15 protein-coding genes are annotated in these 15,675 nt (G+C 64.4%); 7 read left to right on the top strand and 8 right to left on the bottom strand.

Annotation, left to right across the window (positions count from 1 at the left end; genetic code table 11):
- Positions 1–10: 10 nt before the first annotated feature.
- Complete coding sequence (locus ACIA48_RS22745) at positions 11–1,723, top strand: thiamine pyrophosphate-binding protein (RefSeq protein ID WP_396736675.1); 1,713 nt, start codon at positions 11–13, stop codon at positions 1,721–1,723.
- 54 nt (positions 1,724–1,777) lie between these two features.
- On the top strand, positions 1,778–3,202 hold the full coding sequence (locus ACIA48_RS22750) for an aldehyde dehydrogenase family protein (protein WP_396736678.1): 1,425 nt from the start codon (positions 1,778–1,780) through the stop codon (positions 3,200–3,202).
- Here ACIA48_RS22750 and ACIA48_RS22755 read toward each other — a convergent pair.
- Entirely contained in the window at positions 3,199–3,519 is a 321-nt protein-coding gene (locus tag ACIA48_RS22755) for a DUF1330 domain-containing protein (RefSeq protein WP_396736681.1), read from the bottom strand. The genes ACIA48_RS22750 and ACIA48_RS22755 overlap by 4 nt on opposite strands.
- A gap of 4 nt (positions 3,520–3,523) precedes the next feature.
- Here ACIA48_RS22755 and ACIA48_RS22760 point away from each other — a divergent pair, with 4 nt between their 5' ends.
- Entirely contained in the window at positions 3,524–4,423 is a 900-nt protein-coding gene (locus ACIA48_RS22760) for an amidohydrolase family protein (RefSeq protein ID WP_396736684.1), read from the top strand.
- 61 nt (positions 4,424–4,484) lie between these two features.
- Positions 4,485–5,249, top strand: coding sequence for a VOC family protein (locus ACIA48_RS22765; protein WP_396736687.1), 765 nt, complete (start codon positions 4,485–4,487; stop codon positions 5,247–5,249).
- A 4-nt stretch (positions 5,250–5,253) separates the two neighbouring features.
- On the opposite strand, the gene ACIA48_RS22770 is transcribed toward ACIA48_RS22765, so the two are convergent.
- The gene (locus tag ACIA48_RS22770) at positions 5,254–5,910 is read right to left on the bottom strand and encodes an SDR family oxidoreductase (RefSeq protein ID WP_396736690.1); all 657 of its coding nucleotides are present in this window, start codon (positions 5,908–5,910) and stop codon (positions 5,254–5,256) included.
- Between the two features lie 190 nt (positions 5,911–6,100).
- On the opposite strand from ACIA48_RS22770, the gene ACIA48_RS22775 reads away from it, so the two are divergent.
- Positions 6,101–6,478: an RNA-binding S4 domain-containing protein gene (locus tag ACIA48_RS22775; RefSeq protein WP_396736693.1), complete on the top strand. Its 378-nt coding sequence runs from the start codon at positions 6,101–6,103 to the stop codon at positions 6,476–6,478.
- Positions 6,479–6,481: 3 nt separating this feature from the next.
- Here ACIA48_RS22775 and ACIA48_RS22780 read toward each other — a convergent pair whose 3' ends face one another.
- Positions 6,482–6,928, bottom strand: a complete 447-nt coding sequence (locus tag ACIA48_RS22780) for a cupin domain-containing protein (protein WP_396736696.1) — start codon at positions 6,926–6,928, stop codon at positions 6,482–6,484.
- A 22-nt stretch (positions 6,929–6,950) separates the two neighbouring features.
- On the opposite strand from ACIA48_RS22780, the gene ACIA48_RS22785 reads away from it, so the two are divergent.
- Entirely contained in the window at positions 6,951–7,388 is a 438-nt protein-coding gene (locus ACIA48_RS22785) for a hypothetical protein (protein WP_396736699.1), read from the top strand.
- On the top strand, positions 7,385–7,981 hold the full coding sequence (locus ACIA48_RS22790; protein WP_396736884.1) for a GNAT family N-acetyltransferase: 597 nt from the start codon (positions 7,385–7,387) through the stop codon (positions 7,979–7,981). Before ACIA48_RS22785 ends, ACIA48_RS22790 begins: the two co-directional genes overlap by 4 nt.
- Here ACIA48_RS22790 and ACIA48_RS22795 read toward each other — a convergent pair.
- The 5 genes from ACIA48_RS22795 to ACIA48_RS22815 form a co-directional block, all read right to left on the bottom strand.
- Entirely contained in the window at positions 7,972–11,256 is a 3,285-nt protein-coding gene (locus ACIA48_RS22795) for a LuxR C-terminal-related transcriptional regulator (protein WP_396736702.1), read from the bottom strand. The two genes, ACIA48_RS22790 and ACIA48_RS22795, sit on opposite strands and share 10 nt — an antisense overlap.
- Positions 11,257–11,402: 146 nt before the next feature.
- A complete protein-coding gene (locus ACIA48_RS22800; protein WP_396736705.1) occupies positions 11,403–11,852 on the bottom strand; it encodes an Hsp20/alpha crystallin family protein in 450 nt (149 codons plus the stop codon).
- Between the two features lie 116 nt (positions 11,853–11,968).
- On the bottom strand, positions 11,969–12,850 hold the full coding sequence (locus ACIA48_RS22805) for a winged helix-turn-helix transcriptional regulator (protein WP_396736707.1): 882 nt from the start codon (positions 12,848–12,850) through the stop codon (positions 11,969–11,971).
- Positions 12,851–14,368 carry a carotenoid oxygenase family protein gene (locus ACIA48_RS22810; RefSeq protein WP_396736887.1) on the bottom strand — a complete coding sequence of 506 codons (1,518 nt, stop codon included), beginning with the start codon at positions 14,366–14,368 and terminating at the stop codon, positions 12,851–12,853.
- A 7-nt stretch (positions 14,369–14,375) separates the two neighbouring features.
- Positions 14,376–15,590 (bottom strand): acetyl-CoA acetyltransferase, encoded by a 1,215-nt coding sequence (locus tag ACIA48_RS22815; protein ID WP_396736710.1) that lies wholly within the window; start codon positions 15,588–15,590, stop codon positions 14,376–14,378.
- Positions 15,591–15,675: the final 85 nt, after the last annotated feature.

Here is a 15,675-nt window from a genome sequence, read left to right on the forward strand (position 1 = left end):
GGAGTTTCACATGGGTGTACCCGTCTACAAGCGCATTCTCGACCTGTTCGAGGCCGAGGGTGTCAACACGCTGTTCGGCATCCCGGACCCCAACTTCGTTCATATGTTCTCCGAGGCTGACGCCCGGGGATGGTCGGTGGTGGCACCGCACCACGAGTTGAGCGCCGGCTTCATGGCGGAGGCCGCCTCCCGGATGACCGGCAAGCCCGGTCTGTGCATCGGCACGCTCGGCCCAGGTATGGCGAACATTGCGGGCGCCATCCAGTGCGCTCTGGTGGAGAACTCGCCGGTGATTTTCCTCGGTGGTCAGCGCGCTCGTATCACCGAGCGCCGTGTCCGGCGCGGGCGCATCCAATTCATCCAGCAGGAACCGCTTTTCGAGGCGTCCGTCAAGTACAGCAGCTCGATCGAGTATGCCGACCAGACCGACGAGATCATCCGCGAGGCCATTCGTCGCTCGATGTCCGGGACACCCGGACCGTCCTACGTCGAGTTCCCGTCGCACATCATCCTCGACGAACTCGACGTTCCGGACCCGTTGCCGCCCAACCGGTATCGACTCGTGAACCAGGGCGCGGGTGCGCCTGAGATCGCCGAGGCCGCCAAGCTGATCCGTGAGGCGAAGAGCCCGATCCTGCTGGTGGGCCACGGCGTACACACGTCGCGCACCCAGCAGCAGGTCAAGGAGCTGGCCGAGCTGATGAACTGCCCCGTCATCCAGACCTCCGGGGGCACGTCGTACATCCCGGGCCTGCAGGACCGGACCTTCCCGTACCTGTTCTCCCCGGCCGCCAACGAGGCCGTCGAGGAATCCGACCTGTGTGTCGCACTAGGAACCGAACTCGGCGAGCCCATGCACTACGGCCGCACGCAGCACTGGGCGGGCAACGACGCCAACCGCAAATGGGTTTACGTCGAGCAGGATCCGGCCGCCATCGGTGTCAACCGACAGTTCGACGTGCCGCTGGTCGGCGATCTGCGCGGCGTCGTCCCGCAGCTCATCGAGGCACTCAAGGACACCCCGCGGGCCCCGTCGGCCAACCTCGACAAACTCATCAAGGCCGACGCCGAGGAGCTTGCGCAACTCGCCGAGAACGCACCGTCGGGACGTTCGCCGATTCATCCGGCGCGCTACGTCGTCGAGGCCACCAAGGCATTCAAGGAACTCGATGACGGCATCATGGTGCGCGACGGCGGTGCGACCGTGATCTTCCAGTGGACGTACTCGCAGTCCAAGCCTCGCGACGTGATCTGGAACCAGAACTTCGGCCATCTGGGCACCGGACTGCCCTATGCCGTGGGCGCCTCGGTGGCTGAGGGCCGCAAGCGTCCCGTGATGCTGCTGACAAGTGACTCCGCGTTCCTGTTCCACATCGCCGAGCTGGAAACCGCCGCGCGCGAGGGGCTGCCGCTGGTCTGCGTCGTCGGCGTGGACCACCAGTGGGGGCTGGAGGTAGGCGTGTACAAGCGGACGTTCGACCAGCCGTCCCCGCAGCCCGGCGTGCACTGGAGCAAGGACGTCCGGATGGACAAGATCGCCGAGGGCTTCGGCTGCCACGGCGAATACGTCGAGAAAGAAGACGAGATCGGACCGGCGATCGCCCGCGCCTACGCGAGCGGCAAGGTCGGTGTGGTGCACGTGTGCATCGACCCGAAGGCCAACTCCGAGGAGATGCCTAAATACGACCGATTCCGCACCTGGTATGCAGAAGGCACCCAGTAGGCGCCCGCGGTCGAACCGCGGAAATAATCCAGCGACTAAGGAAGAGTGCAAGTTATGCGCGAATATCTGAAGTTCTACATCGACGGCACGTGGGTCGACCCGGTCGAGCCGAAGACACTGGACGTCGACAATCCGACCACCGAACAGGTGTCCGGCAAGATCGCGATCGGCGGAGCCGCCGACGTCGACAATGCGGTCAAGGCCGCGCGGAAAGCCTTCGCCACCTGGTCGGTGAGCAGTCGCGAGGAACGCCTCGATCTGTTGCAGGCGATCCTGGCCGAGTATCAGAAGCGGTCCGCTGACCTCGCCGAGGCGGTGTCCGAGGAGATGGGTGCGCCGCCGTCGCTCGCTTCCGGGGTTCAGGTCTACCTGGGCATGGGGCATCTCAGCGGTGCCATCGACGCGCTGAAGAACTTCGAATTCGAAGTTCCGCGTGGTGCGGCCATGATCTTCAAGGAGCCGATCGGCGTGTGCGGCCTGATCACGCCGTGGAACTGGCCGATCAACCAGATCGCCTGCAAGGTGTTTCCCGCGCTGGCGACCGGCTGCACGATGGTGCTGAAGCCGTCGGAGGTCGCGCCGTATTCGGGACAGATCTTCACCGAGGTCATGGACGCCGCGGGCACGCCGGCCGGCGTGTACAACATGGTGTTCGGCGAGGGTCCCGGCGTGGGCGCGGCGCTGTCGAGTCATCCCGATATCGACATGGTGTCCTTCACCGGATCGACGCGCGCGGGCATCGACGTCGCCCGCAATGCCGCGGCGACGGTGAAGCGGGTGACCCAGGAACTCGGCGGCAAGAGCCCGAACATCGTGCTCGACGACGACGCCTTCGCTGCGAACGTCGCTGCGGGCGTGGCCGCGATGATGCCGAACTCAGGTCAGAGCTGTAATGCCCCGTCGCGCATGCTGATCCCGAAGTCCCGTAAAGACGAAGCACTGGCCGCCGCGAAGGCGGCCGCCGAGCAGGTGACGGTCGGCGACCTCGAGGACAAGACCGCCATCGGCCCCGTGGCATCGAAGGCGCAGTTCGACAAGATCCAGGGCCTGATCCAGAAGGGCATCGAGGAGGGTGCGACGGTCGTCGCGGGCGGTCCGGGACGGCCCGACGGTCTGGAGACGGGCTACTATGTGCGCCCGACGGTGTTCGCCGACGTCACCAATGACATGACGATCGCGCGCGAGGAGATCTTCGGGCCGGTGCTGTGCATCCTCGAATACGACGACGTCGATCACGCCGTCGAGATCGCCAATGACACCGAATACGGGTTGGCGGGCTATGTCGCGGCCGCCGACATCGAGGCCGCGCGTGCGGTGGCTCGCCGGATCCGTGCTGGTCAGATCGCCATCAACCACGCGTTCGATCTGAACACCCCGTTCGGTGGGTACAAGCGCAGTGGCAACGGCCGCGAGTGGAGTGAGTACGGCTTCGACGAGTACCTCGAGATCAAGGGCACGCTGGGTTACTCACCGGCCTAGAGCTTGAGCAGCGGCCGCAGATCGTCGAGGCGGTCGAAGAGGTGCCAGATGTACGACGACGACCCGTTCTCCCGGTGTGCATGCAGATCGGCGAGTTCGGGATCGTCGCAGTAACTGTCGAAGGCCTCGCGTGAGTCCCATTCGACCAGGATCAGCACTTTGCGCGGCTCGATGTCACCAAGGATCGCGTCGCTGAACTGACCGAGTGCGACGACGCGGCCGCCGTGTTTGGCCACCTCCTGGGGCGAGCGTTTCGAGTAGGCGAGGTACTCGTCGCGATCGGCGAGATCGAACAGGTTCAGCGCGTATATCGTCACGAGGGTGACCGTACAGGGCGAAAAGTACGAATATGCGATCGATTTCGACAAGGTCGCGGCAATCGATATTCACACCCACGTCGAGGTCGACGGCCACGGCCACAAGGCCTACGACGACGAACTCGTCGATGCCGTAGGGCAGTACTTCAAACGAGGCCCGGGAGCGTTGTCGAGTGTCGACGCGCTGGCCGACGAGTACCGTCGGCACAACACCGCGGCGGTCGTCTTCACCGTCGACGCGCGCACTGGCATGCGGCACGCGCCGAACTCGATCGAAGACCTCATCGCCGGGGCGGTGCGCAACAACGACGTGCTGATCCCGTTCGGCAGTGTCGACCCGTGGCATGAGCGCCGCGCGGTACACCGCGTCCACGATCTCGTCCGCAACTACGGCGTGAAGGGGTTCAAGTTCCATCCAAGCATGCAGGCCTTCGAGCCGAACAATCGCAAGTTCTACCCAATTTATGAGGCGATCGCCGAAGCCGGCGTGCCTGCGCTGTTCCACACCGGGCAGACCGGGATGGGCGCGGGACTGCCCGGCGGGCACCGCATCAAACTGCGGTACTCGGACCCGATGCTGCTCGACGACGTGGCCGCCGATTTTCCGGAGATGACGATCGTGATGGCGCACCCCGCGGTGCCATGGGTGGACTCGCAGATCGCGATCGCCACGCACAAGACCAATGTGTACATCGACCTGTCGGGGTGGTCGCCGAAATACTTTCCGCCGCAACTGGTGCGCGCCGCGAGCCGGCAGCTGCGGACGAAAGTCTTGTTCGGGACGGACTACCCGTATATCCAGTTGGACCGCTGGCGCCGCGACTTCGATGAGCTCGACCTCGACCCGGCGGTGGTGCCGCTGATCTACAAGGAGAACGCACTGCGGGTTCTGGGCTTGCGATGAGTTTCTGACGCGGCCGCGGTCTGCATGGGGGACAGACCCACCATCCCCGAAGGAGACCATCGTGCCCATCCGTACTTCCGCCCCCGTGGGCGCACCGATCTGGATCGACCTGGCCTCGTCAGACGTCGACCGCTCCAAGGAGTTCTACGCCGCGGTGTTCGGCTGGACCTTCGAGACGTCCGGGCCCGAATTCGGCGGCTACGCCAACGCGTTCTGCGACGGGAAACCCGTTGCGGGCGTGATGTTCAACGACCCGCAGTGGAGCGTCCCCGACACCTGGACCACGTACCTCCACACCACCGACGCCAAGGCATCACTCGACAAGGCGGCCGCGGCCGGGGCAATCATGTGCGCCGAGGGTCCGGCCGAGCCCATGCAGATCGGCGACAGGGGTCAGATGGGCATGCTGAGCGATCCGACGGGCGCGTTCTTCGGGCTGTGGCAACCAGCGGGGCACCGGGGCTTCGAGGTCGTCAACGAGAACGGCGCGCCGGTGTACTTCCAGCTGACCACCGGCGAATACGCCAAGGCGCTCGACTTCTACCGTCGGGTCTTCGACTGGCGGATCGAGACCGTCTCCGACACCGACGAATTCCGCTACAGCACCGCCAATTTCGATGGTGAGGCGTTACTTGGCGTGATGTCCTATGACGTGGGGCCGGACTGGTGTGTCTTCCTCGGCGCGGACGACGTCGACAAGACCGTCCAACTGGTCCTCGATAACGGTGGCACCGTCATCCGCGAGGCGGAGGACACACCCTACGGTCGGTTGGCCGCGGTCGCCGACTCCACCGGAGCCAACTTCAACCTGTCGTCGTTGCAGTGAGTTCCTAGGCGATCTTCAGCGAGTCAGCGCCGCCGACATACACGATCCCGGACGGGTTCGCGGTGTTGGCGGCGTTGACGATCGCGCCCGCGAAGGTCGCGTCTCCCGCGTCGCTGGAGACCACTGTGAAATGCACTCCAGCGCGGCGGAATTCCGAGCGCAGTGCGTAAAGCGCGGTCTCGCCCGCCCACTTGCTCGCCGCGACGGCCGTCTGGCCCTTCGGCACCGCACGGTGGGGGAAGAAGTGGGCCGCGTGGCTCGTGACGAACACGATGCGGCCACCGACCGGCATCAGCGGGACGGTCTTCAGCGCAATCCGGCGCTGGGCGTCGCGGTTGAGGCGCTTGGCGTAACCGAGGTCGGCACCCGACTCGGGGCCGACGGAAGCGTTGAGGATGACGGCGTCCAGGCGTCCAAAGCTCTCCGCGATGGTGTCGATCATGGCTGTGCACTCGGCCTCGTCAGCAATGTCGGCGCGCAATGTCGATGCATGTCCACCTGCATCGCGGATGGCCTGGGCGATGGATTCAGCGCGCTCGGCGCGCTCGCGAAAGTTCACGACGACGTGGGTGTCAGGGCTGGCGAGTTGCTGCGCGATCTCCGCGCCGATACCCCTCGAACCGCCGGTGACCAGGACAATCTTCGCAGGTGCTTGATGCATGTCGGCTTCCTTCCGTCGCTGCAATTCGTGCGCCTGGTGGCCTACGGTACACCAATTATTAAGAAAAATAAGGCTTACATAAGGTCACGATAAGGCTGCAGTATGGGGTGTATCCGTAATACGAAATTGCCGACCAGGTAGTTCACGCCGCGACGATTCGGCTAGGCCTGCCAGGCCGACTGTCTAGTTCATGATGGAAAGCGTGGAGTCGACCCGCGTGGACAGATGGTTGTGGTCGGTCCGGCTCGTCAAGACCCGTCCCGACGCCGCCGACGCCTGCCGGGGTGGGCACGTACGGGTCAACGGCCGGCCCGCGAAACCCGCCACCACGGTGTCACCGGGTGACGAGGTGCGCGCACTCGTCGGCCAGACCATGCGGGTGGTCGAGGTGGTACGGGTGATCCAGAAGCGGGTGGGCGCGGCTGATGCGGCGACGTGTTTCCTCGACCGAACGCCCAAAGTCGAGCCCACCGAGACGATCGCGATCGCCGTCCGGGACCGGGGCGCGGGCCGACCGACGAAGCGGGACCGGCGACGGTTGGACAAACTTCGCGCCGGTCGGCTCTGACGGTTAGTCGGCTGGTGCCCCGAGGGCGAAGTCGGCGAAGTCGAATCCCGGGACCACAACACAGCTGACGAGGCAGGGCTGGTCGTCTCGCGGACGGGCGCGCTGCCAGTCCCCGGGCGGAATGACGATCTGAGGAGATTCGCCTGCCATGATGTCCGCGCCGAGCAGATGTGTTGTGGCGGTGCCCTGTTCGGGTCCGAACTCCAGTAACAGCGGCCCGCCGGAGTGGTAGAGCCACACCTCGGCACTGCGCACGGTGTGCCATGCCGATTGCTGGCCGGGCATCAGGAGGAAAAGGATGGCCGTCCCGGCGTTGCGCGGGCCGTTGTAATCCAGCGGAAGTGCCGATTGAGGCACGGTCAACTCGCTGCGCCAGGTCTCCTTGAAGAAGCCGCCCTCGGGGTGAGGAGCCATGTCGAGGTGGCGCGCCCAGTCGGGTAGTTCGGTCATCGTCATAACGTAGTCTTCACGCATGTCGCGCCTGCGCCCCGGATGGCTGGTCGCACTGTGCGCGTCGATTCTTGTGGTCAATGCGTGGTTGCCCTGGCTGACGGCTGACGGTGCGCGCGCCAGCGCGGTCGGTGGTGTGGTCGGCGATATGGATGAACTGCGGAACCGGCTATCCGGCTTCGGCGTCGGTCAGCTCATCGTCCTGTTGGCTGCGACGTTGATCGTCGCGGGTGCGATGGCGGCGCGCGGGTTGTCGGCCCGCGTGGCATCCTCGGCAGCGCTGGCCATTTCGGTGTTGCTGGTGGTTCTCACGGTGTTCTATTACCGGCTGTACGTGTACACGCCGGTGTCGGCCGGCTACGGCCTCTATATCGGGGGCGTCGTGGCGATCGCGGCTGTGCTGTTGTCGGTGATGACGATGCTCGCGGCATGGTCTGCAGCGGCTCCGCGGATGTCATGAGCGGGTTCGTCGAACCGGTCTCGTTGACCGGAGACCGCTGGGTCAAGCTGGAACCGCTTAGCCCAGAACATCTTCCGGAGATCAAAGCGGCCGCTGCCGACGGCGAACTCGGGAGCCTCTGGTTCACCGCGGCGCCCGGCCCGGAGGAAGTCGAGCGATGGGTCGACGCGCGGCTGGCGGTGCAGACGCCTGACACCGGATTGACGATGGTCGTGCGCCGGCTGGACGGGACGTTCGTCGGCTCGTCGAGTTTCATGAATGTGGACCCGCCCAACCGGCGGTTGGAGGTCGGCAACACCTGGTACGTGGAGTCCGCGCGGCGCAGCGGGGTCAACAGCGAGACGAAGCTGCTGATGTTGGGCCATGCGTTTGATCAGTTGAATTGTGTGGCAGTCGAATTCCGCACGCACTTCTTCAACTTCACCAGCCGCGGCGCCATTGAACGGCTTGGTGCGAAGCTCGACGGCGTGTTGCGGAGTAGCCAGTTGCTGGCCGACGGGTCGCGGCGCGACACCGTCGTCTATTCGATCCTGGACATCGAGTGGCCGTCGGTGCGCAACAATCTGTTGTTTCGACTGAACCGTCACACGTGACGGGCTGCCTCCTGGACGAGCTGGATCCGGGACTCCAGGGCCAGCTTGGCGTAGACATGTGTGAGGTGTGTCTGCACGGTGCGCGGTGAGATGAACAGTCGTTCGGCGATGTCCTTGTTGCCCAGGCCCTCAGCGACCAGCTTGATGACGTCGCGTTCGGTCGGGGTGAGTGATTTCCAACCGCTGGCGGGCCGCTTGCGTTGACCGCGGCCGCGCTGGGCGTAGGCGATCGCTTCCTCGATCGAAAGTGCGGCCCCCTCGGCGCACGCTGCATCGAATTCCTTGCGCCCCAATGCTTCCAGGGCCGCACCGACAGCATCGTCATGCCCACGGGTCAACGCGGGAATGCGTACGATGCCAATCCGCTCCCGCGCTGCTGCCGCCGCACTGAACAAGCGGGCGGCGAATACGTGGTTACCTGCCATTACGGCCAGGCGGGCCAGGCAGTCGAGCGCATCTGGAACCTGCAGGTATGCGCGTATCTCACAAGCGATTGCTAGCGACTCATGTGCGTCATCGTCAGCCTGGTCTGGCTCACCCTGGGCGATCGCGATATAAGCGCGCGTCGCGAGGGCGTGGCAGCGGAACCATCCCGGCACGAATGTGAGGTTTTCGTCGACCCATCGGCGCGCGCTGACGACATCGCCCGTACCCACCAATGCCTCAGGCATCGCGAGTGAGCTTCGTACGTACATGGCTCGTTCCGGAACGGCGCACGCCATCGACGTCTCGGCGGCTTCTTTTGCAGCGATGCAGTCATCGGCGAACACGGCGATGAGGGCGGATGCATTGAAGATGGCGTCCTCATGGAACCCGCCCATGATTGCCGTCAGTTGCCGAGCAGATTGCAACATTTCAGCCGCCATCGGCACATTTCCTCCGAAGGCAAACGCGTTGGACAGACCCACGCTCCCGATCAACGTCAACATCCGTTCGTTCGCGGCTTGTGTCTCCGCTAGCAGAGACGTGAGTACGCCACATGCCTTGGAGATATTTCCCTCGGCCATGAGCGCAAAGCCCAGCCAGAGGCGACAGAACCGGGACATGAAGCGGTCGTCGATCGTATCCGCGATTTCGCCGCCCTCCTCGGCGGCCAACCGCGAAGTCAGTGGTTCTCCTGCGACGTTGGCGGCGAACGCCTGATAGCCGCGAATGTGACATAGCATTGGCCGGTTGCCAACTGCCCGGGCGAGTTCGGCGGCCTCTGTGAAGTAGCGCCGCGCCGCTTCGGGACTGTAGTAGGACAGACCGCCGCATGCGGTCAGGGTCCAGATCACCAGATCTTGGTCGCCGAGTTCGCGTGCCGCTGCCAGAGTCTCTTTTGCGCGCTCCAGGCTGGCTGGCGCACCGATCCACGCCGCCAGGATGTCCCTATCCGCTTGCGCGCGGATCCAGACTCGGGTGGCGACGTCGATGTCGCGGTACCGAACATCGGCGAAGACGCGGTCGAAACCCCCTATTCCTTCAAGGAAACGGGCACGCTGCACCCATAGTCGCTGCAGCGAGGAGACGAAACTCAGCGCGATCTCGAAATCCGCTTTCTCGAGACTCCATGTGTGCGTAGCCCGAAGGTTGTCGATCTCCGATTCGGCCCATTCGACCAGCGAATCGGTCGGTTCGCGCGCGGCTGCTGCCGCAACGTAATGGTCGCGATGGCGGTTGCGTACCTCGTCAGCTTCGCCTGACTCGCTGAGCTTTTCGAGCGCGTACTGCCGCATCGTTTCGAGGAGGCGAAATCGTATGACACCTGACTCGTCGTCTGCAGTGACGAGTGACTTGTCGACCAGCAAGGTGAGCTGGTCGAGGATCTGGAACTGCTCCGCCTCTGTAATGGCTGCGACCGCTTGAGCGGCTTCGAGGTCGAAACCGCCCATGAAGACACCGAGCCTGCGGAACAGGGTGCGTTCCGCGTCGGTCAGCAGCGCGTGGGACCAGTCCACCGAGGCTCGCAGAGTCTGCTGTCGCCGCAACACATTCCGGGCACCGCCGGTCAGCAGGCGGAACCTGTCATTGAGGCTGTCTGAGATCTGACGAAGCGACAGCGCCCGCACGCGTGCTGCCGCCAACTCGATCGCGAGGGGCATGCCGTCGAGGCGCCGGCAGATCTCCGAAACAAGGTCGGCATCCTCACCCGCGGCGCGGAAGGTCGGTCGGGACTGTCGCGCGCGGTCGATGAACAGCGATACAGCGTCCTCGTCCACCGAAAGTGATGGCACGCGCCACGTGACCTCACCGGCAACCGAGACAGTCTCTCGGCTTGTGGCCAGGATCGTCAGTAGGGAGCAATAGTTGAGCAGCGTGGTGATCGTCTCGCCGCAGGCATCCAGCAGATGCTCGCAATTATCAAGCAGCAGAAGTACTTTCTGATCACTCAGGAACCGCAGCACCGTGTCCATCGGCGATCGTCCTGGCTGGTCGGGCAGCCCCATGGTGCGGGCGATCGTCACCGGCACGACGATGGGATCCGCGACGGGTGCCAAGTCGATCCACCAGACGCCGCCGTCGAACTCGTCGGCCACTTCGCCGGCCGTCTCGATCGCGAGACGTGTCTTACCCGCACCACCGGCGCCTGTGAGTGTGACGAGCCGATTGTGGCGAAGCAGTTCGCGAATCTCATCGATCTGCCCGGCTCGTCCGATGAAGCTCGTCAGCTGTGCCGGAAGATTATGCGAACGGGCGGATTTGGCGGTGCGCAGTGGTGGGAATTCGTTGCGGATGTCCGGATGGCAGAGCTGGACGATGCGCTCGGGCCGTGGCAGATCGCGGACCGGATGGCTACCGAGTTCGGCCAGCCAGGCATCGGGCGGAACGTGATCCAACACAAGATCGGCAGTGGTGCCCGATAGAACCGTCTGCCCGCCGTGCGCGAGATCGCGAACGCGTGCCGTGCGGTTGATCGTCGGCCCGATGTAGTTGGACTCGTCACGCAGCTGGACCTCGCCGGTGTGCAAGCCGATGCGCAGCCGGATCGGTGCCAAGGCTGCCCGCTGAAGATCGAGCGCGCACGCCACCGCGTCGCTCGCGCGTCCGAAGGCGACGACGAAGCTGTCGCCCTCACCCTGTTCGATCGGGCGTACACCGCTATGAGTCGGCACGATCTCGGCCAAGACGCGGTCGAGGTTCGCGAAGGCGGCCGTCATCTCGTCGGGCTGGGTCTCCCACAAGCGAGTCGAGCCCTCGACGTCTGCCAATAGCAGCGTCACCGTCCCGGTCGGTACCCGCTCGCTCACGCCCAGATCGCTCCAGTTCAGCACGGCCGCGTCAATTTCGCTCATGCTATCCAGCCTGCAGTGGCTGCGGCCGCCAAACATCAGCGTCGACGCGTAGATGGCGTCCGGGAGGGGGCGTATATATGCCGAGACTGCGAACAGATCGCGTTTTCGAGTCGAATCGCGATCTGCCCGCAGTCTCGAGTCAGCGGTTACTCGGAGTCGACGGTGGTCGGCTCAATCGACTGTTGACGGCCGCTGTGCGTCACCTCGACCTTGCGCGGCTTGGCGCGCTCGGCGACCGGAATGGTCACAGTGAGGACACCGTTTTCATAGGTCGCCGAAATCGCGGTGGCGTCAATGCCGTCGCCGAGCGATAGCTGCCTGCGGTAGGTGCCGAAGAATCTCTCGTTCGCGAGCCACTGGACGGAGTCCTCCGAGCGAGCGGTGCGATGCGCCGAGATTGTGAGGGTCCCGCTGTCGACGTCGACGTCCACGGAGCCCGGGTCGATGCCGGGCAGGTCTGCCGTGAGGACGTAGTGGTCGTCGATCTTGCACAGGTCCATCGGCATGAACCGTGGGGTGCGAGTTGATCCGGTCTGGCTGGTCAGCAGTCCCCGGGTCAGAGCATCAAGGTCACTGAACGGATCAAAACGAAGCACAGTAATCCACCTCCTTGTAACTCAGAGCCCGCCACCCCGGCGGGCGACCAAATCACTGTGCACCAGCGAGATTAGCACTCACACCTTGAGAGTGCCAGAAATTTTTGGACGAAATTTCAGGCTGGTTCGACCAGCGCGCCACGCAGTCGCTCCGCGCACTGATCGCACGTCAGGATCAAGTCGAATCGGCCGCCGCACGCCGTGTGGGTGAGGTTCACCGCCGGGCCCTCGGGTGCTTGATACCAGCGCTGGGCCCATTGCAGCGCGGTCACCAGAACCGGAAACAGCGCACGACCCTTCTCGGTCAGTAGGTATGGGCTGTCGGACACCTCGAACACTCCATTGGCGGTGAAGATCGCCAGCCGGTCGGCGATCGATCCAGGAGGTGCGCCCAGCTGCGTCTGGAAATCGCTGAATCGCGTCATCCCGACAAACGCGGCGACCAGGAGTGCGAAACCCCACCGGTTACCCATGACGCTCATCGTCTGCGGGAACAGGCCTGCGGACTGATCGGAGGACGACCGTCGTCGCGTGGCCGTTACCGGAATCGACCGCGGCCAGGAACCGCTCGGGCCCCACTGTGCGACAACTTCTTTCTCGCTCACCACCTCCGCACATGATCCGCACGTCACGACGGGCGTGAAGTCGCGGCCGCACGTGGTGTGGCGCATACGGGGTAGCGGATCGTCGTGGTCGGGCACCCAGTGGCGCTCCCACTCCCAGATCGACACCAGCACCGGCCACAGCGACCGGGAACGCTCGGTGATGACGTACTCCGACCGCGGCGGATTCGATTGGTACGAACGACGTTCCAGCAAGGCCTCGCCGGTCATCGACCGCAACCGTGCCGTGAGCACCGAGTTCGAAATGGGGAGGCGAGCGCGGAAGTCGCCGTACCGCGTCGCCCCGAGGAGTGACTGCTGGACGACGAGCAGCGTCCACTCGTCGCCGAGCAACCCCAACATACGCGCGACGGCGTTCGGGGCCGGCTCGGTCATCTAGAGGCCGATCGCGCCGGCCGCGGTGTCGGTGTCCTGCCAGCGCCGCAGCTCCGAACCCGGTGCCCACGTCGAGTGTGTTCCGCTGGAAATACGTTCGGGCAGTTCGAGTTTGCACACGGGTCCATCGGCGACCCGGGCGGCGTCGAACACCAGGCAGTACGAGGCGTCCGCATTCATATCCGTCGTCAGCGTCACGAGGTAACCGTCATCCTCGGCGTTGCTGCCCACCCGCGGCGCCATCGCCGTCTCGCTGCCGTATACGCCGTCGTCGAATGCGAAACGTTCTTCGGCGCCGGTCGCGAGGTCGTGCTTCACCAGTCCGTCGAACAGAAACCATCCCGGCTTTCCTGTTGCGGCATAGGTGTATCGGTACTTGCCGCCCGCGTAGCCGCCGTTGATCATGCCAAACTCGGTGGTCGAGTCCGATAGACGCTCTTCACGCGTCTCGCCGGTGACGAGATTGAACCGCCACCGGTGCAGATTGGTCTGCAATCCGTCAAGGGCCAGATAGCGGAATGCCTTCTTGTACTTGTCGCCGGTGAGCGTGTCGACCGGCGTGGGGTCGCCTTCGAAGAAGCCGTCGAGCACGATCTCGTCGCCGTCCTCGTAAGCGTTGACCCAATGCAGCACGAAGGTTGGGTCGGCTTCGAACCACCGGATCTCCTCGGATCCGCCGCGGCGGGGGATGACCGCGAAACGTGACGGCATATCGCGGTGAAACCCGGGCAGGTGGACGCCGGCCTGTAGCAGCTTCGGGTCCCAGAACAACGGAAAGTCATTGAGGATCGCGTAGTTCTCGGTGAACGCCATGTCGTGGGGGAGTCGCGGTCCAGGAAGAGGGATGTCGGTGAAGTGCACCAGATCATTGGCGGCGTCGACGACACCGTAGCGCATGTACGGCGCTTCCTTGCTATAGGTGAAGAACAGCAGCTCGCCCGTGCGATCGTCGACCTTCGGGTGCGCCGAGACCCCCCAGTCGAACGGGAATCCACCGTTGAAATCCTCTTTACCCAAGGTGTCACCGGTGAAGGGATCGATGCGGTACATGTCGCCGCACTGATAGTGGCTCGTCAGCGCTCGACCGCGGTGAACGATGACGTCGGTGCTGGACGCGTCCTTCATCAACGTTCTTGCACCCCAGCCGTAGTCGCGCTTGGCGAGCTGGATGGGTTCGGCCAGGCCGGGCCATAGCGGGCCGCCCTCGTCGTTCTCAGCGATGAAGCCGTCGGTTTGCACGAACCTGTTGCGGTAGAACGCTTTCCCGTCCCGGAAGCCGACGACGTGCACCATGCCGTCGCCGTCGAACGGGTGGTAGAACTTCAGCGCCGGATGCAGTGGATTCTCGGTGTTGCGCAGGTACACACCGTCCAGGTCGGGCGGGATCTCTCCTTCAACGGCCTGCAGATCGTCGGCATCCCATTCGGTGGTCTGTGGGCGCCACGGTCCGTTGCGGTAGGGGTGGTCGTCGTCCTCAGGCAGGGTGGACAGGTACTTGCCGACGATCTCGACATTGATGGTCATCTCATACTCCGCTCACGACGAAACTGACAGTGGTGGCGGTGCTGCCGCCGAAGTTCAACGTGCCGAACGTCTTTGCGCCCTCGACCTGGTAGTCGCCCGCGCCACCGCTGACCTGTTTGGCGGCGTCCAGGAGCATGCGAACACCGGACGCGCCGACGGGATGCCCGCCGCCGATGAGGCCGCCGCTGGGGTTGATCGGCAGCAGTCCGCCGATCTCGATCTCGTTGTTCTCGATCGCTTTCCATGATTCGCCGGGCCCTGTGAGGCCGATGTGGTCGATCGCGAGATATTCGCTGGGCGTGAAGCAGTCGTGCACTTCGAAGCCGTCGACGTCATCGAGGGTGACTTGCGCTCGGTCGAATGCGTCGAGCACCGCGGTGCGTACATGGGGCAGGACGTACGGATTGTCGGCCGAATGGTCGAGCTTCTGCTGCAGTCCGAGGCCGACGGTGCGGTGGCCCCAGCCATCGATGCGTCCGATTGGGCGGACGGTGGGATGATCGCGCAGCCAATCGTCGGTGACCAGAACGATTCCCGCGGCCCCGTCGGTCATCTGGCTGCAGTCGAAGCGACGGATGCGCCCGTCGATGACGGGATTCGCCTCGTCATCCGCGGTAATCGGATCCGGAACCGTCCACTCCCGCGTCTGAGCATTGGGGTTGTTGCGCGCATTGGCGAAGTTGACTTGGGCGATCGCGTGCAGGTGGACGTCGTCGATGCCGTAGCGGTGGTCGTACTCCGCGGCCACCTTGTCGAACATGTGCGGCCACATGAATTTGGCATCGGTGCCCTCATGGTCGGTCCACGCGGCCGCGCCGAGGTATTGCGCAGCAGTGTCGCCGTGCACCGTCTTCTCCAGTTCGACCCCGAGGACCAGTGCGGACCGATACGCGCCGGATCGAAGATCCGCGATCGCTGCCAATACGGCGACACTGCCCGAGGCGCACGCCGCCTCATGTCGTGACGCGGGCGTGTCCCACAGCCCGGCGTTGACGGTGGCGGGCATCGCGCCGAGGTGGCCTTGCCGGGCGAACATCTCGCCGAATGCGTTGCCGAGGTGTACGACCTCGATTTCCGACGAGTTGACTTTCGCCGCCGCCAGCGTCGAGTCCACGACTTCGCACGTCAGATCCGCGAAATCGTGTCCTTCGCGGGTGAGGTTGCGGGCGAAGTCGCTCTGATACCCGCCGAGGATCCAGACGCTTGTGCTGCCCATGAGCCTGACGCTACTACAACTAAGAGAGTGACTACAGGGAATCGGCGGGGGGATCGGCTCCGTCGGCACTCAGGTCTGAACCGAC

The organism is Mycobacterium sp. NPDC051804 (genome assembly GCF_044452905.1).
Taxonomy (GTDB): domain Bacteria; phylum Actinomycetota; class Actinomycetes; order Mycobacteriales; family Mycobacteriaceae; genus Mycobacterium.